Annotated in this window: 22 protein-coding genes and 1 tRNA gene; 15 read left to right on the top strand and 8 right to left on the bottom strand. The window is 72.4% G+C overall.

Going from position 1 to position 23,623, the window contains the following annotated elements:
• Positions 1–2: 2 nt before the first annotated feature.
• A complete protein-coding gene (locus AB4Y83_RS03125; protein WP_020143062.1) occupies positions 3–272 on the bottom strand; it encodes a mycoredoxin in 270 nt (89 codons plus the stop codon).
• Positions 273–355: 83 nt separating this feature from the next.
• Between AB4Y83_RS03125 and ppk2 the strand changes: the two genes are divergently transcribed.
• From ppk2 to AB4Y83_RS03095, 6 genes are all read left to right on the top strand, one after another.
• Complete coding sequence (gene ppk2, locus AB4Y83_RS03120) at positions 356–1,195, top strand: polyphosphate kinase 2 (RefSeq protein WP_235508577.1); 840 nt, start codon at positions 356–358, stop codon at positions 1,193–1,195.
• Positions 1,196–1,218: 23 nt separating this feature from the next.
• Positions 1,219–3,333 carry an ATP-dependent DNA helicase UvrD2 gene (locus AB4Y83_RS03115; RefSeq protein ID WP_442296187.1) on the top strand — a complete coding sequence of 705 codons (2,115 nt, stop codon included), beginning with the start codon at positions 1,219–1,221 and terminating at the stop codon, positions 3,331–3,333.
• A 116-nt stretch (positions 3,334–3,449) separates the two neighbouring features.
• Positions 3,450–3,740 (top strand): hypothetical protein, encoded by a 291-nt coding sequence (locus AB4Y83_RS03110; RefSeq protein WP_442295997.1) that lies wholly within the window; start codon positions 3,450–3,452, stop codon positions 3,738–3,740.
• Between the two features lie 289 nt (positions 3,741–4,029).
• Positions 4,030–4,317 carry a WhiB family transcriptional regulator gene (locus tag AB4Y83_RS03105; protein WP_020143058.1) on the top strand — a complete coding sequence of 96 codons (288 nt, stop codon included), beginning with the start codon at positions 4,030–4,032 and terminating at the stop codon, positions 4,315–4,317.
• 74 nt (positions 4,318–4,391) lie between these two features.
• Positions 4,392–4,526 carry a hypothetical protein gene (locus tag AB4Y83_RS03100; protein WP_278247775.1) on the top strand — a complete coding sequence of 45 codons (135 nt, stop codon included), beginning with the start codon at positions 4,392–4,394 and terminating at the stop codon, positions 4,524–4,526.
• 215 nt (positions 4,527–4,741) lie between these two features.
• Positions 4,742–4,972 (top strand): hypothetical protein, encoded by a 231-nt coding sequence (locus AB4Y83_RS03095; protein WP_442295996.1) that lies wholly within the window; start codon positions 4,742–4,744, stop codon positions 4,970–4,972.
• Positions 4,973–5,027: 55 nt separating this feature from the next.
• Here AB4Y83_RS03095 and AB4Y83_RS03090 read toward each other — a convergent pair whose 3' ends face one another.
• From AB4Y83_RS03090 to AB4Y83_RS03080, 3 genes are all read right to left on the bottom strand, one after another.
• A complete protein-coding gene (locus AB4Y83_RS03090; protein WP_442295995.1) occupies positions 5,028–6,359 on the bottom strand; it encodes an ABC1 kinase family protein in 1,332 nt (443 codons plus the stop codon).
• Positions 6,360–6,529: 170 nt separating this feature from the next.
• Complete coding sequence (locus tag AB4Y83_RS03085; protein ID WP_442275074.1) at positions 6,530–7,504, bottom strand: hypothetical protein; 975 nt, start codon at positions 7,502–7,504, stop codon at positions 6,530–6,532.
• 252 nt (positions 7,505–7,756) lie between these two features.
• Entirely contained in the window at positions 7,757–7,918 is a 162-nt protein-coding gene (locus tag AB4Y83_RS03080; protein ID WP_020143053.1) for a DUF5679 domain-containing protein, read from the bottom strand.
• A gap of 189 nt (positions 7,919–8,107) precedes the next feature.
• Here AB4Y83_RS03080 and AB4Y83_RS03075 point away from each other — a divergent pair, with 189 nt between their 5' ends.
• Positions 8,108–8,659: a YgjP-like metallopeptidase domain-containing protein gene (locus AB4Y83_RS03075; protein WP_435985095.1), complete on the top strand. Its 552-nt coding sequence runs from the start codon at positions 8,108–8,110 to the stop codon at positions 8,657–8,659.
• Positions 8,660–8,733: 74 nt separating this feature from the next.
• Here AB4Y83_RS03075 and AB4Y83_RS03070 read toward each other — a convergent pair whose 3' ends face one another.
• Both AB4Y83_RS03070 and AB4Y83_RS03065 read right to left on the bottom strand, forming a co-directional pair.
• The gene (locus tag AB4Y83_RS03070; RefSeq protein ID WP_442295994.1) at positions 8,734–9,339 is read right to left on the bottom strand and encodes an NUDIX hydrolase; all 606 of its coding nucleotides are present in this window, start codon (positions 9,337–9,339) and stop codon (positions 8,734–8,736) included.
• A gap of 20 nt (positions 9,340–9,359) precedes the next feature.
• Complete coding sequence (locus tag AB4Y83_RS03065) at positions 9,360–11,258, bottom strand: zinc-dependent metalloprotease (RefSeq protein WP_442295993.1); 1,899 nt, start codon at positions 11,256–11,258, stop codon at positions 9,360–9,362.
• Between the two features lie 172 nt (positions 11,259–11,430).
• Between AB4Y83_RS03065 and AB4Y83_RS03060 the strand changes: the two genes are divergently transcribed.
• Both AB4Y83_RS03060 and AB4Y83_RS03055 read left to right on the top strand, forming a co-directional pair.
• Positions 11,431–11,880, top strand: coding sequence for a molybdenum cofactor biosynthesis protein MoaE (locus AB4Y83_RS03060; protein WP_442295992.1), 450 nt, complete (start codon positions 11,431–11,433; stop codon positions 11,878–11,880).
• A gap of 14 nt (positions 11,881–11,894) precedes the next feature.
• Entirely contained in the window at positions 11,895–13,013 is a 1,119-nt protein-coding gene (locus AB4Y83_RS03055; RefSeq protein WP_442295991.1) for a YlbL family protein, read from the top strand.
• A gap of 26 nt (positions 13,014–13,039) precedes the next feature.
• On the opposite strand, the gene AB4Y83_RS03050 is transcribed toward AB4Y83_RS03055, so the two are convergent.
• Complete coding sequence (locus AB4Y83_RS03050; protein ID WP_442295990.1) at positions 13,040–13,570, bottom strand: PPA1309 family protein; 531 nt, start codon at positions 13,568–13,570, stop codon at positions 13,040–13,042.
• 283 nt (positions 13,571–13,853) lie between these two features.
• On the opposite strand from AB4Y83_RS03050, the gene AB4Y83_RS03045 reads away from it, so the two are divergent.
• The 3 genes from AB4Y83_RS03045 (at position 13,854) to AB4Y83_RS03035 (ending at position 17,745) form a co-directional block, all read left to right on the top strand.
• Positions 13,854–16,874, top strand: coding sequence for a UPF0182 family membrane protein (locus AB4Y83_RS03045; protein WP_442295989.1), 3,021 nt, complete (start codon positions 13,854–13,856; stop codon positions 16,872–16,874).
• 144 nt (positions 16,875–17,018) lie between these two features.
• Positions 17,019–17,092: transfer RNA gene (locus tag AB4Y83_RS03040), tRNA-Met, on the top strand.
• 146 nt (positions 17,093–17,238) lie between these two features.
• Positions 17,239–17,745 (top strand): hypothetical protein, encoded by a 507-nt coding sequence (locus AB4Y83_RS03035; RefSeq protein WP_442295988.1) that lies wholly within the window; start codon positions 17,239–17,241, stop codon positions 17,743–17,745.
• Between the two features lie 67 nt (positions 17,746–17,812).
• On the opposite strand, the gene AB4Y83_RS03030 is transcribed toward AB4Y83_RS03035, so the two are convergent.
• Positions 17,813–18,373 carry a DUF1990 family protein gene (locus tag AB4Y83_RS03030; protein WP_442295987.1) on the bottom strand — a complete coding sequence of 187 codons (561 nt, stop codon included), beginning with the start codon at positions 18,371–18,373 and terminating at the stop codon, positions 17,813–17,815.
• A 104-nt stretch (positions 18,374–18,477) separates the two neighbouring features.
• Here AB4Y83_RS03030 and AB4Y83_RS03025 point away from each other — a divergent pair, with 104 nt between their 5' ends.
• The 3 genes from AB4Y83_RS03025 to AB4Y83_RS03015 all read left to right on the top strand — a co-directional run bounded on the left by AB4Y83_RS03025 (position 18,478) and on the right by AB4Y83_RS03015 (position 23,531).
• A complete protein-coding gene (locus AB4Y83_RS03025) occupies positions 18,478–19,950 on the top strand; it encodes a 3' terminal RNA ribose 2'-O-methyltransferase Hen1 (RefSeq protein WP_442295986.1) in 1,473 nt (490 codons plus the stop codon).
• On the top strand, positions 19,947–22,523 hold the full coding sequence (locus AB4Y83_RS03020) for a polynucleotide kinase-phosphatase (protein ID WP_442295985.1): 2,577 nt from the start codon (positions 19,947–19,949) through the stop codon (positions 22,521–22,523). Before AB4Y83_RS03025 ends, AB4Y83_RS03020 begins: the two co-directional genes overlap by 4 nt.
• Positions 22,524–22,643: 120 nt before the next feature.
• Complete coding sequence (locus tag AB4Y83_RS03015; protein ID WP_442295984.1) at positions 22,644–23,531, top strand: hypothetical protein; 888 nt, start codon at positions 22,644–22,646, stop codon at positions 23,529–23,531.
• Positions 23,532–23,623 lie beyond the last annotated feature (92 nt).

Raw genomic sequence — 23,623 nt, 5'->3', positions numbered from 1 at the left:
CGTCAGCCCGCGAGGCGCGAACGGACCTCGGCGAGCGAGGGGTTCGTCGCGGCCGAGCCGTCGGGGAAGACGACGGTCGGGACCGTGCGGTTGCCGCCGTTGACGTGCTCGACGAAGTCGACGTGCTCGGGATTGGCCTCGAGGTCGATCTCGGTGAACGGCACGCCCTCGCGGGTCAGCTGGCCCTTGAGGCGTGTGCAGTAGCCGCACCACGTGGTCGTGAACATCGTGATCGAGCCCTCGTCGGGCGTGACCTGCGTGGACTGGGGCATCGGTTCCTACTCGTGTCGCGACGTCGTGCGTGGTGGTGGGGACGGCTCCCACGGGCGTCGTCCCTCGGTGCAAGGATGACCCCATGGCCAAGCGCGGCGCAAAACGATCCCCGAGGATGGACCTCGACGTCTACGAGACCGAGGTCCGTCGGCTGCAGGCCGAGCTCGTCGCGTTCCAGGAGTGGGTGCGTTCGACGGGTCAGCGGGTCGTCGTCGTCTTCGAGGGGCGCGATGCCGCCGGCAAGGGATCGGCGATCAAGCGGATCACCGAGTACCTCAGCCCTCGCGTCGCCCGGATCGCGGCCCTCCCGGCGCCGACCGATCGCGAGAAGACACAGTGGTACTTCCAGCGCTACATCGCCCACCTGCCCGCGGCCGGAGAGATCGTGCTCTTCGACCGGTCCTGGTACAACCGCGCCGGCGTCGAGCGGGTCATGGGCTTCTGCACCGACGAGCAGTACGCCCGGTTCCTCGAGCAGGCCCCGCTCTTCGAGCAGATGCTCGTCGATGACGGCGTCATCGTGCGCAAGTACTGGTTCAGCGTCTCCGACGTCGAGCAGGAGCGCCGGTTCCGCAGCCGCGCCAAGGACCCCATGCGCCAGTGGAAGCTCTCGCCGATGGACCTCGAGTCCATCACCCGGTGGGAGGACTACTCCGAGGCCAAGGACATCATGATGGCCGCGACGAGCACCGACTGGGCGCCGTGGCACGTCGTCGAGTCGGAGGACAAGCGGCGCTCGCGGGTCAACGTCATGCACCACCTGCTCAGCTCCATCCCGCACGCCGCGGTGGCGCCCGTCGTGCCGCCCGTTCCCAAGCGCCCCGCTCCGCGCGGCTACGAGCGCCCGCCGCAGCACGAGCAGAACTACGTGCCGGACCACGCCGCGAGCGTGCTGGCCGCCTCGAAGGGTGATCGCTCCTGAGCGCAGTACCGTCCGCCGACGAGATCCTCGCCGGGCTCGACCCGGAGCAACGCGAGGTCGCGATGGCCCCGCCGGGCCCCCTGTGCATCCTCGCGGGTGCGGGCACGGGCAAGACGCGCGCCATCACCCACCGCATCGCGTATGCCGTCCACTCGGGTGCGCAGCAGCCGCAGCGGGTGCTCGCGCTGACCTTCACGGCCCGCGCCGCCGGGGAGATGCGCACGCGCCTGCGCGGGCTCGGGGTGCAGGGCGTCCAGGCCCGCACCTTCCACGCCGCCGCGCTCCGGCAGCTGCACTTCTTCTGGCCGCAGGCCATCGGTGGCGCGGCCCCCGAGGTGATGAGCCACAAGGCGGCGGCCGTCGCCGAGGCGGCGAGCCGGCTGCGCATGCAGTTCGACCGCACGACCGTCCGCGACCTCGCCGCCGAGATCGAGTGGGCCAAGGTCAACCTCCTGACGCCGCAGTCGTATGCCGCCCGCGCCCGTGAGCAGCGACGCGAGCCCCCGGGCCTCGACCTCACCGCCATGGCCCGGCTCTTCGAGGCGTACGAGGACGTCAAGCAGCGTCGCGGCGTCATCGACTTCGAGGACGTCCTGCTCCTCACCGTCGGCATCCTCGACGAGCGCGAGGACATCGCCCGAACCGTCCGCGGCCAGTACCGCCAGTTCGTCGTCGACGAGTACCAGGACGTCAACGACCTCCAGCAGCGGCTCCTCGACCAGTGGCTGGGGGAGCGCAAGGACCTCTGCGTCGTCGGTGACCCCGCCCAGACGATCTACTCCTTCACCGGGGCCAGCCCGCGACACCTCGTCGGCTTCCCCCAGCGCTTCCCGGGGGCGCAGGTCGTGCGTCTCGTGCGCAACTACCGCTCCACACCGCAGATCGTCGGGCTCGCCAACACCATCGTCGCGTCCGGCACCCAGGCAGCGCGCGACGGGGCGGTGCGCCTCCTCGCACAGTCCGACCCGGGTCCCGCGCCCGAGCTGACGAGCTATCCCGACGACCCGGCCGAGGCTGCCGCGGTCGCTGACCGCATCCGCACGCTCGTCGCCGGCGGGCACCAGGCGGCCGAGATCGCCATCCTCTTCCGCACCAACGCCCAGTCCGAGGCCTTCGAGTCGGCTCTCACCGACGCCGGGGTGGCCTACCTCGTGCGGGGTGGCGACCGCTTCTTCGCTCGCAAGGAGGTGCGCGATGCGGTCCTGCTGCTGCGCGGCGCCGCCCGCAGCGACGACGGCGAGAAGCCGCTCGGCGAGATCACCCGCGACGTCATCACCGGCGCGGGTTGGTCGCATCAGCCCCCGTCGGGGAGCGGAGCCACCCGTGAGCGGTGGGAGTCGCTGACCGCGCTCGCGACGCTCGCCGACGACATCGCGGCAGCGGCCCCCGACGCCCGGCTGCCCGAGCTCGTCGCCGAGCTCGAGCGGCGGGCGGCCGAGCAGCACGCGCCGGCCGTGCAGGGCGTGACGCTCGCCAGCCTGCACGCCGCCAAGGGCCTGGAGTGGGACACCGTCTTCCTCGTCGGCGCCTCCGACGGCCTCATGCCCATCTCGATGGCCGAGGGTCCCGACGCCGTCGAGGAGGAGCGACGCCTGCTCTACGTCGGGCTCACGCGCGCCCGCAAACAGCTCTTCCTGTCGTGGTCCGGCGCCCGCACGCCGGGAGCCCGGGCCACGCGCCGCGTCTCGAGGTTCCTCGCGCCGGCGGCCGACATCCTCGGTCAGGGCGCCCGCAGCGAGGCGAGGTCGGGCGGGTCCAAGCGGTCCGCGCCGAAGGTGGCACCCCGCGCGCACTGCCGCGGCTGCGGCGCCGAGCTCGTGTCCGCGGCGCAGCGCAAGACCGGCCGCTGCGACGACTGTCCGCCCACCTACGACGAGGCGACGTTCGAGCGGCTGCGCACGTGGCGCCTTGCCGTCGCGCGCGAGGCGAGCGTGCCGGCATTCGTCGTCTTCACCGACGCGACGCTCACCGCGATCGCCGAGGACGCGCCCTCCGACGAGGGTCGTCTGTCGGTCATCAGCGGCGTCGGCGCGCGCAAGCTCGAGCAGTACGGCAGCGACGTCCTTGCCATCCTGGCCGGTGCCGACCCGCAAGAAATCATCGAAAGCCGTTCTGCGGCAAAGGAATCCGCGGGTTAGACGCAGTGGCCCAAAATAAGTTCGGAAAACTTCGTTAAATCAGTTGTTCGCCCGCGAGGCGCACGCGTACCCTTGACGAAGTCAAGCCCAGTGGTCTCGGTGGCCAGCTGGGGCCCGTGAGCAGAAGTGAGGAGGTCGGCCTGATGGACAACGCCACGATGACGATGAGCGCAGTCTCCTGCGTCCTTTCCGTGCGTCTGCGGCCGACCACCGGCGATGTCCGCCTGGCGGCCACGCGCGCTCCGGAGCAGGGGACCACTGTGTCCATCGCCGCCGTCATGGGCGGCCGTGTCGCCGACTTCCGCGCCCCGATCCAGGGAGACGTCTCGGTCACCGGCCTCACGTCCGCCCCCGCCTACAAGACCCTCGATGTCGTTCGCTCCCGTTCTGGGAGGCCACCGGTCTGACAAGACCCGAAGCCTCACCTCCAGGCCGCGAACCCGACATCACCGGGTCCGCGGCCTTCGTGTTACCCGGGGGAGTTCCCCGGCCGAATGCCGCTCCCACACCGCACCAACCGACACCGACAGATGAGCACCCGACCGGGTGCCTGACAGATCAGGGACACAGATGACTCCCCGGATGCCGAGCAGCAGGACCGAGACCCGCACCACCGGTGCAGGCCTGCGGACCAAGCCAGACACGAGAGAGCAGGGGCACCCCGCCACGGGCGCCCAGGAGACGGAGGTGAGAACGATGCAGCTGAGCGAACTGATCGACATGAGAACCGAGGCGGAGCAGGTCGGCGAGACCATTCCGTGCCGCGACTACGACGCGGAGCTCTGGTTCGCCGAGCGACCCGAGGACGTCGAGTTCGCCAAGACGCTCTGCGGGCTCTGCCCGGCGCGCGTCCAGTGCCTCGCCGGCGCCCTCGAGCGCCAGGAGCCGTGGGGAGTCTGGGGCGGGCAGCTGCTCGTCCAGGGCGCCATCGTGGCTCGCAAGCGGCCACGCGGCCGTCCGCGCAAGCACCCCGTGGCTGCCTGAGCCTGCGTGACCACGCATGACCCAGACGCCCACGCCCACCACCAGCACTTTTCATCCCAGACCAGGAGATCGTCATGAACCAGCTCGAGATGCTGGCTCGCGACCGGATCAACCAGCGCAGTCAGCGCCAGGAACGCAGCGGCATCCGTCGCAGCGCCCGGCTGATCGCCCAGGAGATCCGCGCCAGTCGACGCCACAGCCAGAAGTGAACGACCGCGCCACGAGGCGCGTTGCAGGACAACTGAATCGAGTGAGCGAGCCGCGGGTGACGCGCACGTCACCCGCGGTTCCGCACGTCCGGGGCCGTTCGCCCCGCTCCTGAACCCCGTGCCCAGCCCCCTCCTTGCCCGGGCCGAGATCCCGCGTGGCGCCACGAACCACCCCCACGTCGGCGGATACTCGAAGAAGGAGAAGGGAGAACCCCGTGAACACCTCTACCGAAGCGGCGAGCGAACCAGCTACCAACGCCGCAGCCAGTGACGAGTCCCTCGTCTGCTCCGGGTGCGGCACGACCCCGCGGCCCGAGGACCAGTCGGCAGCCCGGCTCACGTGGAGCCGAGGCAGCGACGCCGGGCGCACGACCTGGACCTGCGAGCGATGCAGCCGCGAGAACCTCCGCTCGATCGAGAGCAAGCTCGACCCCGTCTGGTGGTGACGAGCAAGGCCGTGTGAGCGCGACCGTCCGGGCGATCGTCCGTCGATGGCGTGCGTCAGTCGGCGTCGCCCACGGGCGGTAGGTCCGCCCCGGGGAGCAGCTCGTCGACGATGGCGCGCCCGTGGACGGTGCCGCCGAGCTGGCTGAGCACGCCGATCCCGCCACCCCACACCCGGTGGATGAGGAGGTACTCGGGCGGCAGGTTGAGCTTGTAGGCGACGGCGTAGTTGGGCTGGCGCGGGTCGTTGATGTGCGCGAAGACGCCCCGGAGCCAGTCCCGGCTGAAGGTGAACGTGTCGGTGCGGAACGGCGCCATGAAGGGCTCGAGGTAGTCGAGGAGCCGCTGAGGGTCGAGGTCGATGTTGTCCTTGACGAAGCCGATCCCGCGCAGACCCTCGAGCACGTCCTCGGCGCTGCCTTCTAGGCCGGTGGTGAGCAGCGGCCCGATCTCGGGCGGCATGCCGTTCGGGAGCCGGTTCACGGCTCCGAAGTCGATGACGCCCAGGCGCCCGTCGGGCGTCATGCGGAAGTTGCCGGGGTGCGGGTCGGCGTGCAGCAGCCCGGCTCGGGCAGGCCCCGCGAGCAGGAAGCGCAGGTAGAGCTGCGAGGCTGTGTCGCGCTGCTCCTGGGTGCCCTCGGCGATGATCCGCGAGAGGGGGAGCCCGTCGAGCCACTCCGAGACGATGACGTGCTCGCGGCCGTCGACGACGTGCGGCACGGCGAAGTCGGGGTCGCCGTCGAAGGCGGCAGCGAAGGTCGCCTGGGACTCGGCCTCGAGGCGGTAGTCGAGCTCCTCGGCCATCCGGTCGCGCAGCTCGTCGAGGATCGGGCCGAGCTCGATGCCGGGCACCCAGCTCGCCGCGACCTTGGCGACCCGGCTGATCTGCCGGATGTCGCTCATCAGGGCGGCGCCGGCGCCCGGGTACTGGATCTTCACCGCGACGTCGCGACCGTCCTTCCAGACGGCCCGGTGCACCTGCCCGATCGATGCGGAGGCCACGGGGTGGTCGTCGAAGGACTCGAACTTGCTGCGCCACCGTGTGCCCATCTGGGCGCGGAGCACGCCGTGCACGGAGGTGGTCGGCATCGGCGGGGCGCTGTCCTGCAGCTTGGTCAGCATGGTCCGGTAGTGCACGGCGAGGTCCTCGGGCAGCGCGGCCTCGAAGATCGAGAGCGCCTGCCCGAACTTCATGGCGCCGCCCTTGAGCTCGCCGAGGACCTGGAAGAGCTGCTGCGCCGTGCGGGCCTGCAGCTCCGCGGCCACGATCTCCGCCGGGCGACCACCGAGCCGTTTGCCGAGGCCGAGGGCGGTCCGACCGGCGAAGCCGAGTGGCACCGAGGCGAGCTTGGCCGAGCGTACGACGGCCTTGCGTGGCAGGTCGGTCACGGCGCACCTCCTCGGGCGGGTCGACGGTCTCGTGCGGGCGCGAGTGGTCGGTCCGGCGCTGGTGAACGAGACAACATCGCGCGGCGGCGGATCGAGCCCACCCTCGACTCTATGTGTACCCGCCCGGGCAGGTGTGCCCGACCATCTGTCCAGCCTTGGCCCTGCGTCGGTCACGCCCCGCGGCGGAGCGACGCGTCCCCGGTGCCAGTCCACGCGCGGCCGGGGCCGCTCGTGCCGCCTGAGGCAAGGTGCGCAGGGCAGAGCGGGTGCGACGGCCAGCGTCGGTGGTCCATCCGCGGCCACGGGGGGCTCACCTCGACGGACACCCCGGGCGGGGGAGGGTGGCCCTCGAGGACCCCGTTCACGAGGAGGGTCACGCTGCCGACGACGAGATGGGACAGGCCCGGAACGAGGCCGTCGTGCTCGCCCTCGGGCGACCCGGCCGGCGCGAGGGCCCGTGTCGGCGTCGCCTGGCTCATCAGCGTCGGCCACGCGTCGTCGCGGTCGGCCCGGTGCCGGTCGAGGCACCAGAGGCACGGCGCGCCGGGGGAGCCGTCGACGAGCGGACCGATCACCGTACGGGGCCCGGCCGGGGCCACGGGCAGGTGCGGGACGCCATGACGCAGCCAGAGGTCGCCACGACGAGGGTCGACGACGGGCGACCCCACGAGGACGACGAGGTCGGGCCGTGGGCGCAGCGGCGCGGCGACCGCTCTGTCGACCGCGGTCCGGCCGTGCACGACTGTCGTGCCGGCGTGCGCCAGTGCCTCGGCGATGTCGGTGGCGACGTGGCCACAGCCGTCGACGACGACCCGCCCGGGGGCGCTGGCGCGTGCAGCGGCACCGGAGCCGGACGAGGACACCCCCGCCGGGAGCCGGTCGGTGAGCACGCCGAGCTCGGCGACGAGCTCGAGCAGCGCACGCCATCGTGCGGGAGCGATGCCAGCGTCGGCCGCCACGCGCTCGGTCGAGACGAAGGGGAGGGCGCCGTCGAGACGGGCGAGCAGGGCGGCCTCGGTGTCGCTGACCCCCGTGACGACAGGACCGCCCGGGAGCACGCCGAACTGGACCTCGCCGCGTCGTCTCGTCAGCGGACGCAGCCAGACGGGCACGCGGGGGTGGGGTGGGACGGCAGCAGCGGACATCGGACCTCCAGACCCGGTGGCGCCACCAGCGTGCGCCACCCTCGGTCGTCAGGCTCGCAGCCGCCCGGGTGCGGCGGTGCTCGTCGTCCACAGCCCCTGACGGCGGCCCGAGGACCTGACGTCTCCGGTCGGGCGTCGGCGAGGCCTGAGCCGGCCCGCGGGCCGGCTCGTGGGGGGGGTACGCGCGAGGGGGCGGGACCGTGTGGTCCCGCCCCCTCGATCTGCGGCGTCAGCGACGCCGCCGCGACCTGGTCAGGCCTTGCCCAGAATGCGGTTCAGGTTCGTGCCACAGACGGGGCACTGTCCCTTGGCCATGCGGCGACCGTTGTCAGAAACGACAACCTTGCCCTCGGCCTCGCGCTTCTCCTTGCACTTCACGCAGTAGAACTCGCCCTTGTAGGTCTCGTCAGCCATTGATGTCTCCTTGTAGATGGCACCCATCCGACGGGTGCCTCGACTCGTTCAACCCTAGAGCACGCTGAGCACGAAATCATGCTCATCCCCGCTTGGCGCGCCCGTCCGCCATGAGGTATGACGCGCGAGCGCGGCCGTGTCGGGCCCGTGCTCCGGGGCGTTGTCCCCACGCTGGCCTACCCTGCCCTCATGGCGACGGTGCGACGTGAGGTGGTGCACACGGTGGTCGACGGGGTGACCGTCGAGGTCCGCCGCAGCGCCAAGCGTCGCCGCACCGTGTCGGCCTACCGCCAGGAGGGGCGCCTCGTCGTCCTCGTCCCGGCGCGGATGAGCCGCGCCGAGGAAGGGGAGTGGGTGCGCACCATGGTCGCTCGGGTCGCCGCGTCCGAGCAGCGCCGCCAGCGCAGTGACGGCGACCTCGAGCAGCGCGCCCTCGCCCTGTCGCGCGAGCACCTCGGCGGGCGCGCCGTTCCGGCGAGCGTGCGGTGGGTCTCCAACCAGAACTCCCGCTGGGGTTCGTGCACCCCGGCCGAGGGCTCGATTCGCTTGTCCGACAAGCTCCGTGGCATGCCGGGCTGGGTCGTCGACTACGTCCTGCTCCACGAGCTGGCCCACCTGCTGCAGCCCGGGCACGGCCCGGAGTTCTGGGCCCTGCTGCAGGGCTACCCCCGTCTCGAGCGGGCCCGCGGCTACCTCCAGGGCGTCTCGGCCGCCGCCGGCCTCGACCTCAGCGACGAGTGAGCCCGACCACGCGCCCCGCCTGACGGCATACGACCGCGTATGCCGTGACGCCGGCCCGCGTCACGGGCGTCGGGTCAGCGGTGGCGCAGCCTCAGGCCGGCGTCCACGAGGGGGCGCAGGTCCTCTCGTGTCCCCTCGGGGAGGGCGTCCACCGGCCACCACCGGACGTCGAAGGACTCGGTGCTGACAGCCGACTCGGCCGACCTGGGGGTGCGCGCCGCGAAGCGGATGTCGAGGTGCTCACGGCACGTGCCGAAATCTCCGGAAAGATGATGTCGATCGAGCTGCGCGATCTCCGGAAAGGCCGTGATGTCCGCAATGCCCGACTCCTCACGCGCCTCACGAGTGGCCGCGTGCCACACCGACGCGTCGCCGGGCTCGAAGTGTCCCCCGAACTGGAACCACGCCCGCGCCCGGCGGTGCAGGGTCAGCAGCGCGGCGTCGCCGTCGTCGTCGAGCACGATGACGCTGCCCGTGAGGTGTGCCGGCGGTCCGGCCTTGCTCATCGCCGCCGGATGGGCGTGGAGGTGGTCGAGGAACTCCCCGCGCAGGCGCTCCTGCCGCTCGTCCGGCGCAGCCCACGACTCCAGCCGTGCGACGGCGTCGTCGTGCAGCCGGCGCCAGGCGGCCGCGTTCGGCCCCTCGAGGGGCTCGCCGGACCCGCGCGGGTCCCGCGGCACCGGCGGGCGGTGCGCCCCCGTCACCGCTGAGGGCCGGCGCCGGTGTCGCCACTGGTGTCGCCACCGGTGTCGCCGTCGTCGTCGGTGGCCGTGCCCGTGTCGGTGCCCGTGTCGGTGCCTGTGTCGGTGCCCGTGTCGGTGCCTGTGTCGGTGCCTGTGTCGGTGCCTGTGTCGGTGCCTGTGTCGGTGCCGCTGTCGGTGCCGCGCTCGCGGTCGGCCTCCTCGAGGATGCCCTGGAGCACGGAGTCGAGGTCCGCGCCCAGGTTGTCGCCGCCCTCGGGCAGCGCGCCCGCCGCGGAGGTGCCGGTCGCCCGCTCGACGTAGCCGATCGGGTCGTCGAGGTCGGCCGACGTGGGGGCGAGGTCGGGGTGGGCCCAGCGGCCGTCGCGGAGGGTCGCCCCGCCGGCGCTCTCGAGCGCGGCCCAGAGGTTCGCGGCGTCGCGCAGCCGGCGCGGGCGCAGCTCGAGCCCGACGAGCCCGGCAAACGTCTTCTGGGCCGCTCCGCCCACCCGACGCCGGCGGATCGTCTCGGCCAGCGCCGCCGACAGCGGCAGGTGCCGGGCCGTCGTCCGGTCGGTCACGTGATCGACCCAGCCCTCGGCCAGGGCGAGGAGCGTCTCGAGCCGGTCGAGGGCGGCGCGCTGGGCAGGGGTGGGCTGCGGCCGGAAGAGGTTGCCCTGCAGGGCCGTGCGCAGTGCCTCGGGGTCCGAGGGGTCGATCGTCGACAGGGCCGACTCGATGGCGTCGGTGTCGATCGTGATGTTGCGGGCGTAGTCGGAGACCGCCGAGAGCAGCTGTGGCCCGAGCCACGGCACCTCGGAGAAGAGGCGGACGCGGGCCGCCTCGCGGACCGCGAGGTAGAGGCGCACCTGCGCGATGTCGATCTCGAGCGACTCGGCGAGCTCGGCGACGTTGCCGGGAAGCAGGGCGACGACGCCCGGCTCGGTGAGGGGGAGGCCGACCTCGGTGCCGGTCACGACCTCGGTGGCGAGCGTGCCGACGGCCTGGCCGAGCTGGGCCGAGAACATCTGGCGGCTGAGGTTGCCGAGCATCGGCGCCCACTGCTCGACCATCTGCCGCGGGTCGAAGCCCTCCGGCAGCCCCTCGGGCAGGGCCTCGCCGAAAGCCTCCGGGCCGAGCTCGCCGACCTGCTTGCGCATCGCGTCGGACGTCGCGGCGGTGACGCCGTCGGAGACCGGCTCGATGAGCTCGAACCAGCGCGGCATCGTCGCCTCGACCCACTCGGCGCGGCTCAGGCCGGTCGCACGCCAGGCGGGGGAGGCCAACGTCGTCTGCTCGTCGAGCCACAGGGTCGCGACGGCGACGGCGTCGGCGACGGCCCGGGCAGCGGCCTCGTCGTGCACGTCGTTGCCCTGCGCGGCCATCACGTGCCGGCGGGCGACCTCGGTGGCCATGTCGCGCGAGCCCGTGGGTGACTCCTGGGCGGCCATGAAGGTGCCGAGCTGGGCCCGCATCGCCGCCTGCGTCGCGGGGTCGGTGGGGTCGACCCCCATGCTCTTCATGACCTCGGCCAGCTCGGGGTTGTCGGCAGCCTCGCCGAGCACCTTCTCGAGCATGGCCCCCAGGTCGGACGGGTCCATCCCGCCGAGGTCCGGCAGCCCGGGGAAGCCCTCACCGAAGCCGCCCCCGAAGCCGCCCCCGAAGCCGCTGCCGAAGCCAGCCGGGCCGGCTCCCGAGCCGGGTGAGCCGCCGCCGGGCCGGTTCAGCGGCAGGCCGAAGGGGGACTCGCCGGGCGCCCGGCCCGCATCGGGCGGGCCGACCTGGTCGCCGGTGTTGCCCTGCTGGCCGGCGTCGCCCTGATTGGCGTCGCCCTGCTGGCCCGCGTCGCCCTGGTCCTCGCCGGACACGTCGTCCTTGTCGCTGTGGTTGTCGTCACCGCGTCCACGGTCGTCGGCCATGCCTGCTCATCCCCACTCGAACGGATCTCCTGCCGGCCGTCTGGCCGTACACCAAGACAACCACGGATCGACCTCGTTGGTTCCCCACCCCGGGCACGGGCGCGAGCACGGGCGCGGGCACGGGCGCGGGCGCGGAACGCGGGGGCCCGCGCGGCGGCATACGATTGCGGGCGTGACGGTCACCCTTGCCGAGATCCGTGAGACACCTCTGTCGGTCGACGAGGTGCTCACGAGCGTCTCCTCGCCCAAGGCGGGCGGCGTCTGCCTCTTCGTCGGCACCGTGCGCGACCACGACGGGCCCGCCGGCGACGTCGCCGAGCAGACCGCGGACAAGACGGTGTCCGCCCTCGACTACTCCGCGCACCCGCAGGCGGCCGAGGCGGCCCGTGCGCTCGCCGACCGTCTCGCGGCCGATGGACGCTCCGTGCGGCTGGCCGTCGTCCACCGGGTGGGTCACCTCGAGGTCGGTGACGTCGCTGTGGTCGTCGGCGTCAGCGCCGAGCACCGCGGCGAGGCGTTCGACGTCTGCCGCGAGCTCATCGACGAGTTCAAGGCGACGATCCCGATCTGGAAGCACCAGCGCTTCGCCGACGGCGCCGACGAGTGGGTCGGCCTGCCGTGAGGACGATCAAGCGCGTGCCGGAGCAGCCCACCGGTACCGACCTGCCCACTCGTGCCGAGGTGCTCGAGGGTGAGGACACCGGCAGGCTCACCCGCGGCAACAAGGCGGTCCTGGCGGCGTTCTTCGTCATCCTCGTCGTCATGGTCGTCGGGTCGGTCGTCCACCTGCCGTATGCCGTCATGAGCCCCGGGCCCACGCAGGACACCCTCGGCACGTCCGGCGCCCAGGACAAGCCGATCATCGCGATCTCGGGGTTGCCGACCTACCCGACCGACGGCGCGCTGCGCTTCACCACGGTCCGCGTCGAGGGCGGACCCGGCTACCCCGTCGACGCGTGGGACATCCTGCAGGCGTGGGTCGACCCCGCCCGAGACGTCTTCCCCGTCGACGACGTCTTCGACCCGCAGGTCACCCAGGAGCAGGTGGCCGAGGCGAACGCCGTCCAGATGGAGGGCTCGCAGGAGGAGGCCACGGCCGTCGCGCTGCGCGCGATCGGCAAGGAGGTGCCGACCCACGTCGCCATCGCCGGCATCACCGACTCGTCGAGGGCCAAGGGTCTGCTCAAGGTCGGCGACCGTCTCGTCAGCATCGACGGCGAGCCCGTGACGACGACCCAGGCCCTGCGCGACGCCCTCCAGAAGAAGAAGCCCGGCGAGAGCGTGTCCCTCACGGTCACGCGCGGCGGCAAGGAGGTGACGGTCGACGTCCCGACCGTCGAGGGCCAGGGTGGCCGCACGGCACTCGGGGTCCTCCTCGGGCTCGACCACGACTTCCCGGCCAAGGTCACCATCGATGCCGGCGCCATCGGCGGTCCGTCCGCGGGACTCATGTTCTCCCTCGGCATCTACGACAAGCTGACGCCCGGCCCGCTGGCCGGGGGTCACCAGGTCGCCGGCACCGGCACGATCGACGACGAGGGCAAGGTCGGCCCCATCGGCGGCATCCGCCAGAAGCTCGCCGGTGCCCGCTCGGACGGCGCCGCCTACTTCCTCGCCCCGGCCGACAACTGCAACGAGGTGGTGGGCCACGTGCCCGACGGTCTCGACGTCTTCAAGGTGGGCACGTTCGACGAGGCTCGCACCGCGGTCGAGGCCATCGCCAAGGGCCAGACGGGCTCGCTGCCCCGCTGCTGACGTCGCGGGAGTGAGCCCTCAGGCGCTCAGTCCTCGAAGGTCGCCTTGAGGGCCTCGACGAGCCCGGGCGCGATGTCCTTGCCGGTCGCGACGGCGTCGTCCGAGTCGTGGTCGCGCTGGCGCAGCAGGCAGATCGAGGTGCCGTCGCGCAGGACGGCCACGACGAGCCGCACGTCCTTGCGGTCCGGATGGGCCGCGAGGTGGTCGACGGCGTCGTCGCCGCGGGAGGGCAGCTTGCGCTCGGCCTCCGGCGGCACGACCATGCGCTCGATCGCGAAGGCGCAGCCGTCGACCTCGTCGGGCCAGGCGAGCCGGCCGAGCAGCGTCTCGAGCGAGCTCGTCGTGGGCAGACCCTCCTGCTCGATGGCGGTCAGGGCGCCGTCAGCGAGGTCGGAGGGCCCCATCTGGTCGCGCAGCTGCGGCTCGCGCTCGAGCAGGTCAGCCGTGCGCACGAGCGCGAAGAGCCGGGCGGGCTGGTCCCAGCCGGAGGCCGCGACGTGCCGCTCGGTGTCGAGGGCGGCGATGGCGAGAGGGTCGATGACGGGCTGCGCGTTCACGCCCCCATGCTGCCGTATGCCGTCGGGTGGCCGGCGCTGACCCGGCGCTGACCCGGCGCTGACCCGGCGCCGGCCCGGCGCGGACCGGGCGCGGACCGGGGGCCGCCCCCGGGACGGGCCGCACGCATACGCCCTCGACGCTCGGGGTCTCGTGCCGGTCACGTTGCGGTATCGCGCAGCGGGTGCCGCACGAGCGCGGGTTATGGTTGCCGCAGGCGGCCTCAGGAGGCTGCCCACGGGTCCGCCCGACCACCTGCCCGCCCCAGCACCCAAGGCACTCCACGTGAGCGACAGCAACTTCGGCCCCCCGCCGGGCAACTTCAACGACGACGACTCGGGCTCGCCCCGACGCCCCGACGCGGCCACGCTGCCGCCCACCCGACGCCCGCTCGTCACGTCCCTCGTCGTGGCGGCCGCGCTGCTCGTGGTCATCGCCATCGCGGCGCAGTTCTGGACCGAGGTGCTGTGGTACCAGTCGGTCGGCTTCGCGGGGGTCTTCAGCACCCAGATCGTCACCAAGATCCTGCTGGGTCTCGTCGGTGGGCTGCTGACAGCAGCGATGGTGTGGTCGAGCATCCACTTCGCCTTCCGCAACCGTCCGATCTACGCCCCGTCGCCCGACACGCAGGCCATGGAGCACTACCGCCAGCTCGTCGAGCCGATGCGTCGCACCGCGACGATCGCGGCACCGCTCGCGGTCGGCCTCTTCGCCGGTCTGTCGGCAGCGACGCAGTGGGACACCTTCCTGCTATGGCGCAACGGCAGCCCGTTCGGCACCACCGACCCCGAGTTCAGCCTCGACATCGGCTTCTTCGTCTTCGACCTGCCGTGGATCAACTTCGTCGTCGCGTTCCTGACGATGATCCTCGTCATCGGCTTCATCACGGCCGCCTTCACGCACTACCTCTACGGCGGCATCGTCGCCGGCAACAAGATGCGCTCGACCCAGGCCGCCCGCGTGCACCTGTCGGTCATCGCGGCCGCCCTCGTGCTCGTGCGCGCCGTCGCCTTCTGGGTCGACCGCTACAACCTCGCGACCGCGCAGTCGACGAAGATCACCGGCATCCAGTACACCGAGTCGCACGCGATCATCCCGACGAAAGGCATCCTCGCGCTGGCCGCCGTCATGTGCGCGATCATGTTCCTCACGACGATCTGGACGCGCTCGTGGCGCCTGCCGCTCGTCGGCGTCGCCGTGCTGGCGGTCATCGTCGTCGCGGTCGGTGGCATCTACCCGGCCCTCGTGCAGTCGCTCAAGGTGCGTCCGTCGGAGAAGTCTCTCGAGGTCCCGTACATCCAGCGCAACATCAACGCGACCCGGGCGGCCTACGGCTTCAGTGAGATCAACGTCGACTCGTACGACACGAAGACCGTCGCGGCGCCCGGCCAGCTGCGTGGCGACGCGGCCACCGTGCCGGGCATCCGACTCATCGACCCCAACGTCGTGGGCCCGACGTTCAAGCAGCTCGAGGCGAGCAAGGGCTACTACCAGTTCGCCGACGTGCTCGACGTCGACCGCTACCAGATCGAGGGCAAGTCCCAGGACACCGTCATCGCGGCCCGCGAGCTCGACCTCAGCGGCGTGCCCGACGGCCAGCGCAACTGGCTCAACGACCACACCGTCTACACCCACGGCTACGGCGTCGTCGCGGCCAAGGGCAACACGCGGGAACCCGACGGTCGTCCGACCTTCATCGAGTCGCAGATCGGCACCGAGGGTGCGCTCGGGAAGTACGAGCCGCGCATCTACTTCGGTGAGAACTCGCCGGAGTACTCCATCGTCGRCGRCAACAAGCAGGAGTTCGACTACCCGGACCCCCAGGGCACCGGGCAGATCAACTACACGTACGCCGGCGTGGGTGGCGTGCAGCTCGACGCCGTCCGGCGCCTCGCGTATGCCGTGAAGTACCGCGAGATCAACTTCCTCCTCTCCGACGCGGTGACCAACGACTCGCGCGTCCTCGACCACCGAACGCCGCGTGAGCGCGTGCAGCGGGTCGCGCCGTGGCTGACGCTCGACGGCAACGCCTACCCGGCGGTCGTCGACGGTCGGGTCCAGTGGATCCTCGACGGCTACACGACGTCGGCGAACTACCCGTACTCCCAGACGACGACGCTCGACACGGCGACCGAGGACGCCGTGACGAGCACCCGCAACTCGGTGCGTGCCGTGCAGGCCGGCCAGGTCAACTACGTCCGCAACTCCGTCAAGGCGACGGTGGACGCCTACGACGGCACGGTGACGCTCTACCAGTGGGACGAGCAGGACCCGGTGCTCAAGGCGTGGATGTCGATCTTCCCGGGCACGGTCAAGCCGCTCAGCGACATCAAGGGCTCGCTCATGGCGCACCTGCGCTACCCGGAGGACCTCTTCAAGGTGCAGCGCACGCTGCTGGAGAAGTACCACGACCAGGACGCAGCGTCGTTCTACGGTGGCCAGAACTTCTGGCGCGTGCCCGACGACCCGACGCAGCCCGCCGACAACCTGCTCCAGCCGCCGTACTACCTCTCGCTCGCGATGCCCGACCAGTCGAGCCCGGCGTTCTCGCTGACCTCGACCTTCATGCCCACCGGTGACCGCAACGTGCTCTCGGGCTTCCTCGCCGTGGACGGCGACGCGGGCAGCCAGGACGGCAAGAAGTCGTCGGCCTACGGCAAGATGCGCCTTCTCGAGACGACGGGTGGGTCGGTCAACGGCCCCGGTCAGGTCTACAACGACATGCGGACCTCGACCGTCACCTCCAACGACGCGTCGCTCGGTCGCCAGCTGACCCTCGCGCAGTTCATCTCGACCACCTCGTCGACCGGGGCCAGCGTCATCTTCGGCAACCAGCTGACCCTGCCGGTCGGTGGGGGACTGCTCTACGTCCAGCCGATCTACGTCCAGGCCCGATCGAGCGGCTCGGGTACCTACCCGCGCCTCTCGGCCGTGGCGGTCGCCTTCGGCGACAAGATCGCCTGGGCCGGCTCGCTCGATGCGGCTCTCAACGACCTCTTCGGTGGTTCGTCGGGTGCGCAGGCCGGTGACACCGGCACGACTCCGACTCCCACCCCGACTCCGACACCCACGCCGGGCAGCACGGCGACGCCGACGCCGACGCCGTCGACCGCGACGCCCGGGAGCCCGGACGCGGCGGCGCTGTCGAAGGCGCTCAAGGACGCCCAGGCGGCGTACGTCGAGGGCGAGGCTGCTCTCAAGCGGGGTGACTTCGCCGCCTACGGTCAGGCGCAGGCCAAGCTCAAGGAGGCGCTGACGCGCGCGGTCGAGGCCTCACCGCGGTCGGCGCCGACCGCGACACCCTGACCGACCGATCTCGATCACGACCTGTGGCAGCACGCGAATCGCGTGCTGCCACAGGTCGTTCCGGCGTCGACCACGCTGGATCTGAGCACGACCGGACCCCGATTTGGTCCTGCGCGAGGTTTCGCGTAACGTTGCTCTTGCCGACGCGGGGTGGAGCAGCTCGGTAGCTCGCCGGGCTCATAACCCGGAGGTCGCAGGTTCAAATCCTGCCCCCGCTACTGATCGCGTCAGCGACACGAAGGGCCCCAGAGTGATCTGGGGTCCTTCGTCGTCCCCCGGCGAGCCACTGGCGCAACGACCTGCCGTCGCGGCAGGCTGGGCCCGAGGCGCCGCGTCCGGTGGCGCACGCTGAGGGGAGCCGGCCGTGGTGGAGGAGACAGCCCGGGAGCGGGCCACGCGGCTCATCGCCCGGGGCAACCCGGCCGGACTGCTCTACGGGGCCATCATCACCGGCGCTGTCATGAGCGCGACCGCGAACCACGCGCCGTCGACGGGGCGCGTCGTCCTCGCGGCGGTCTTCGTCCTCGTCGTCTATTGGCTCGCCGACGTCTACGTGCGCGCCTTCTCCGACCAGTTCACGCACGCCGGGTCGCCGTTGCCACGGCGGATGGTGGCCGCCGTACGCCACGAGTCGCGCGTGCTCATGGGCGGTGTACCGGCGATCGTGGTCGTCCTCGTCGCCTCCCTGCTCGGGGCCGATACCGCGCTCGCGGTCAACCTCGCCCTGTGGCTCACCGTCATCGAGCTCGGGGCGGTCGGCTATCTCGGGGCTCGCGCCGCGGGCTCGAGCCCGCGCAGGGCCGTCCGGGAGTCGCTCGCAGCGGCCCTGCTCGGCGTCGTCATGGTCGTCTCCAAGACGTTCCTGCACTGAGCGTCGCCCCGGGCCGTCGCCCTCGGCCGTCGCCGGGCCAGCACGTCGCCCCAGCCAGCCTCGAGGTTCAGGACGTCCGAACGAGAGACCCCAGGGACCTCAGGTAGCGGCCCGCGACGAGACGCTGCGCCCGGCGCCCGACGGGGCCGCTGAGGCGCGCCACGGCGCCGTCCGGGCGTGAGAACGCGCGCACCGTGAAGGTGACCGCGCCGTCCTCCCCGAGCGACACGACGAACGACTCCTCGCCCGCCTCCGGGTGTCCGGGGAGCGTGCCGTAGGCGAAACCGCGACGCCGCGGTCCCTCGACGACGTCGACGACGCGTACGGGTGCCCGGAGGGACAGCGGCCCGGGGCCGAGGCGCAGGTCGGCGACGACGGCGGGCAGCACGAGCGGGCTCGAGGCGACCACGCGCACGCCGGCGCCGCGCTGGACGGCCCACCCGAGCAGCGCCTCCGTCGCACGGTCGAGGGCGTCCGGGCCGTGACCGACGACGGCGCGCCGTCGCAGGTGCCCGTAACCCGCCGGGAGGGGGCCCTTGCGCAGGCTCGCACCCACCTCCGGATAGGTCAGCGGCGCCAGCGCCAGCTCGGCGAGGCGGTCGCCGGCGAGAAGAAGGGGCCCGTCCATGCGCCCAGCATGCCCGATCGTCGCGGTCGTGCGACCAGGACGGCTCATCCACAGGAGGTCCGCGCGTCGCCCGGCATCCCGCTCGTGGCGTGCACAATGAGCCCGTGCTGCTGACCATCACGACGACGGCGACGGGGACCACGGTCGCGAGCGACCTCGGCTACCTGCTGCACAAGCACCCGGACCGTGTGCAGTCCTTCGAGCTGCCGGTCGGCACGGCACACGTCTTCTACCCCGAGTCGGACGAGCGGCGGTGCACCGCAGCGTTGCTGCTCGAGGTCGACCCCGTCGGCACCGTCCGGGGCAAACGTTTCGGCGGCGACGGATTCGTGCTCGCCCAGTACGTCAACGACCGTCCGTATGCCGCGTCGTCGATGCTCGCGGTGGCGCTCGGCAAGGTGTGGGGCACGGCGCTCAAGGGACGCTGCCCGGCCCGACCGGACCTCGAGGGCGYCGCCCTCCCGCTCACCGTCGCCGTGCCGGCGCTGCCCTGCTCGGGCGGCGTGGACCTCGTCCGGCGGCTCTTCGCGCCCCTCGGCTGGCAGGTCCGGGCCGACGCCGTCGCCCTCGACCCCGAGGTGCCGCGGTGGGGCGACTCGCGCTACGCCGACGTGACGCTGACGGGCACCATGCCGCTCGCCGACGCCCTGAGCCACCTCTACGTGCTCCTGCCGGTGCTCGACGGCGCGAAGCACTACTGGGTCAGCACCGACGAGGTCGACAAGCTCGTCCGGAACGCCGGCGCGTGGCTGGGCAGCCACCCGGAGCGCGACCTCGTCACCCGTCGCTACCTCAAGCACCAGCGCGAGTTCGTCGCGGAGGCCACCGAGCGCCTCGACGCGCTCGACGACGTCGCCGCCGAGTCGCTGCAGCCCGAGCCGACCACCGGCGGTGACGGTGACGATGTCCAGCCGGCGACCCCGCTCGTCCGACTCCGGTCCGCCGCCGTCCTCGCCGCCCTGCGCGACACGGCCTCGCACCGCGTCGTCGACCTCGGCTGCGGCGAGGGCGCGCTGCTGCGCGAGCTGCTGGCCGACCCCGCGTTCACCGAGGTCGTCGGCGTCGACGTCGCGCCCGGTGCCCTCGAACGTGCCGAGCGGCGCCTCGCGCTGGAGCGGATGCCCGACAGCGTCCGTGCGCGCCTGACGCTGCGCCAGTCGTCGGCCACCTACCGCGACCGCGCGCTCGAGGGCTTCGACGCCGTCGTCCTCATGGAGGTGGTCGAGCACCTCGACCCCGATCGGCTGCCGGCCCTCGAGCGCAGCGTCTTCGGCCACGCACGCCCGGCGGCGGTCGTCGTGACCACGCCGAACGCCGAGTTCAACGTGCGCTACGAGCGTCTCGCGGCCGGCGCGATGCGACACCCCGACCACCGGTTCGAGTGGACCCGGGCCGAGTTCGGGCGGTGGGCCTGGGCCGTCGCCGAGACCCACGGGTACGCCGTCGAGCTGCGTCCCGTGGGCGAGGTGGACCCGGAGGTCGGGTCACCCACCCAGCTCGCGCTCTTCCGCCGCGTGGACCTCCGTCCGGACTCCGCGGCCGACGCCGACCTGACGAGCGAAGGTGGTGCGGCATGACGACGATCGCGATCCCGGAGCTCGCCCTCGTCGCCCTCGTCGGGGCGTCCGGGTCGGGCAAGTCGACGTTCGCGGCACAGCACTTCGGCCGCTTCGAGGTCATCTCGAGCGACTTCTGCCGCGGGCTCGTGTCCGACGACGAGAACGACCAGGCGGCCTCGAAGGACGCCTTCGACGTGCTCGCCTACATCGCCGGCAAGAGACTCGCCGCCGGACGGCTCACGGTCGTCGACGCGACCAACGTCTCGAAGGACGCTCGGCGCCAGCTCGTCGAGCTCGCCAAGGCGCACGACGTGCTGCCCGTCGCCGTCGTCCTCGACGTGCCGGTGGCCGTCGCCGTCGAGCGCAACCGCGAGCGGCCCGACCGCGACTTCGGCGCCCACGTCGTCAGACGGCACCACGACCAGCTCCGTCGGTCACTCAAAGGCCTTGGGAGAGAAGGCTTCCGCAAGGTCCACGTGCTGAACGGCGTCGACGAGATCGCTTCGGTCGAGGTGATCCGCGAGCGACTGCTCAACGACCGTCGCGACGAGCACGGCCCGTTCGACGTCATCGGCGACGTGCACGGCTGCCGGGTCGAGCTGGAGCAGCTGCTCGACCGGCTCGGCTACGCGATGGTCCGCGACGACGGGGGGCGAGCCATCGACGCCGAGCACCCCGAGGGCCGCCGTGCCGTGTTCGTCGGCGACCTCGTCGACCGGGGTCCCGACACCCCGGGGGTGCTGCGTCTCGCCATGGGCATGACGGCGGCGGGGCACGCCCTCGCGGTCCCGGGCAACCACGAGCACAAGCTCGTCCGCGCGCTCGACGGCGCCCGCGTCCAGGTGAGCCACGGGCTCGAGACGACGCTCGCCCAGCTCGGGCAGGAGCCCGCCGAGTTCCGCGCGGCCGTGCGTGACTGGTGCTACGGCCTGGTGTCGCACCTCGTGCTCGACGACGGCCGGCTCGTGGTCGCCCACGCGGGGCTCAAGGAGGCCTACCACGGACGGGCCTCGGGGCGGGTCCGGTCGTTCGCCCTCTACGGCGACACGACGGGGGAGACCGACGAGTTCGGGCTGCCCGTCCGCTACCCGTGGGCGCGCGACTACCGCGGCCGGGCGATGGTCCTCTACGGCCACACGCCGACTCCCGACCCCGAGTGGGTCAACAACACGATGTGCCTCGACACCGGGTGCGCCTTCGGCGGTCACCTCACGGCACTGCGCTACCCGGAGAAGGAGGTCGTGCAGGTCACCGCCGAGCAGGTCTGGTACGCACCGTCCAAGCCGTTCCCGGTCGCCGGCGGGGGCACCGGAGCCGCGGGCGACGCCCGCGCCGGTCAGGCCCGTGGCGACGACGACCTCGACCTCACGGACGTCCTCGGGCGCCGCGTCGTCGAGACGGGCCACCACGGGCGCATCTCGATCCGCGGCGAGAACGCCGCCGGCGCTCTGGAGGTGATGAGCCGCTTCGCCGTGCACCCGCGCTGGCTCGGCTACCTGCCGCCGACCATGGCGCCGGTCGCGACGTCGCGGCGCCCCGACCTGCTCGAGCACCCCGACGAGGCCTTCGCCGCCTACGCCGAGGCCGGTGTGGGTGAGGTCGTGTGCGAGGAGAAGCACATGGGCTCGCGAGCCGTCGTGCTCGTGTGCCGCGACGCCGCCACGGCAGCCCGGCGCTTCGGGGCCCGGTCGGGCGAGACCGGGGTCGTGCACACCCGCACGGGTCGGTCGTTCCTCGACGGCCCGCTCACCGAGTCCCTCCTCGCGCGGGTGCGGACGGCCGTGGGGGAGGCCGGGCTCTGGGACGAGCTCGGGACCGACTGGCTCCTGCTCGACGCCGAGCTCCTGCCGTGGTCGCTCAAGGCCGAGGCGCTGCTGCGCGAGCAGTACGCGTCAGTCGGCGCGGCGGCACGCGCCGCGCTGCCCGCCGCCGTCGACGTGCTCGAGCGGGCTGCCGGCCGCGGTCTCGACGTCGCCGCCCTGCTCGGTCGCACCACGGCACGGCGGGCCAACGCCGAGGCGTTCACGGCGGCATACCGCCGGTACTGCTGGGACGTCGACGGTCTCGAGGGCGTGCAGCTCGCGCCCTTCCAGCTGCTCGCGGGCGAGGGCAGCACGTGGCACGACCGCGGGCACCGGTGGCACCTCGACCGCATCGACCGCCTCGTCGACGCCGACCCGACGACCTTCCGCACGACGCGCCGTCTCGTCGTCGACACCGCCGACCCGTCGTCGGTCGCGGCCGGGGTGCGGTGGTGGGAGGACCTCACCGCCTCGGGTGGCGAGGGCATGGTCGTCAAGCCGGCTACCGGCATGCTGCGCACCCGCGCGGGTCTCGTGCAGCCGGGCCTCAAGGTGCGCGGCCGGGAGTACCTCCGCATCATCTACGGACCCGACTACACGGTGCCGCACCACCTCGAGCGGCTCCGGGAACGCAACCTCGGGCACAAGCGGTCCCTCGCCCTGCGCGAGTACGCGCTCGGGCTCGAGTCCCTGGAGCGACTGGCCCGGGGCGAGCCGCTGTGGCGCGTCCACGAGCCCGTCTTCGCCGTGCTCGCCCTCGAGTCGGAACCGGTCGACCCCCGTCTCTGACGCATTCCCCTGCCACGCCGGGCACACGTCCGTGACAATCGCTGTCTCGGGGTCCGGCGCGCAGGAGGTGCGTCATGACAACGAGCACGCGTCAGACAGCCGTGCGTCGGGCGGTCCCACGTGGCTCGGGACAGGGGCCGCCCCGGGGTGCGCGCCCGGGTCTTCGCCGCGGCTGCGATGCTCGTGCTCATGGTCGGGTCAGTGGTGCTGTCGGCGCAGTCGTCGACCGCAGCCACGACATCGGGCCGCGCGATGTGGGTGTGGTCGTGGACCGACGCGGGGGCCGTGGTCCAGCTCGCCCAGTCCCGTGGCATCGGGACGCTCTTCGTGGGCGTGCCGCCCGACCTCGCGACGAGCCCCGCGCTGCCGACGGTGCGCGCCCTCGTGACCCGGGCCAGGGCGGCTGGACTGCGCGTCGATGCGCTCGGCGGCGACCCCGGCTGGGTCGACGACGCTACGTGGGCCGTTGACCACTGGGTCAGGCCCACCATCGCGACGGGCCTGTTCACCGGCCTCCACGTCGACGTCGAGCCGTGGACGACGCCGGCCTGGACCACACGGCAGTCGACGACCGTGTCGAGGTACCTCACCCTGCTCGACCTTCTCGTGGCCGCCAGTGGTGGCCGCCCCCTCGAGGCGGACATCCCCTTCTGGTTCGGCCACGTCACAGCCGGCAGGAAGTCGACCCTCGACACGGAGACGATGCGTCGCGTCTCGGCGGTGACGATCATGGCCTACCGCAACACGGCCGCCGGCCCCGACGGCACCCTCGCCATCGCCGCCGCCGAGCTCAGGACCGCAGCGGCGCTCGGCAGGCCCGTCCGGATCGGCCAGGAGACGAACGACCTCGGGGCCGACCCCGCCGAGGTCAAGCAGACCTTCTACGGCCAGACCCTGACACGGATGAACGACCAGCTCGCCCAGGTCGACTCGGGTGCCTCGGCCTACGCGACGTACGCCGGCGTCGCGGTCCACGACGCGACGGGGTATGCCGCGATGGCGCCGTGACGGCGGACAACGCTGCGAGGGTGCGGTGACCAGGGACCGGACGCGACGGCATACGCGAGCGGTCCACGTCGTTGTCCGGGTGACGTCGCCCG

The organism is Terrabacter sp. RAF57, from assembly GCF_052113925.1.
Classification (GTDB): Bacteria; Actinomycetota; Actinomycetes; order Actinomycetales; family Dermatophilaceae; genus Terrabacter.
This window is presented reverse-complemented; position numbering and strand designations above follow the sequence as displayed.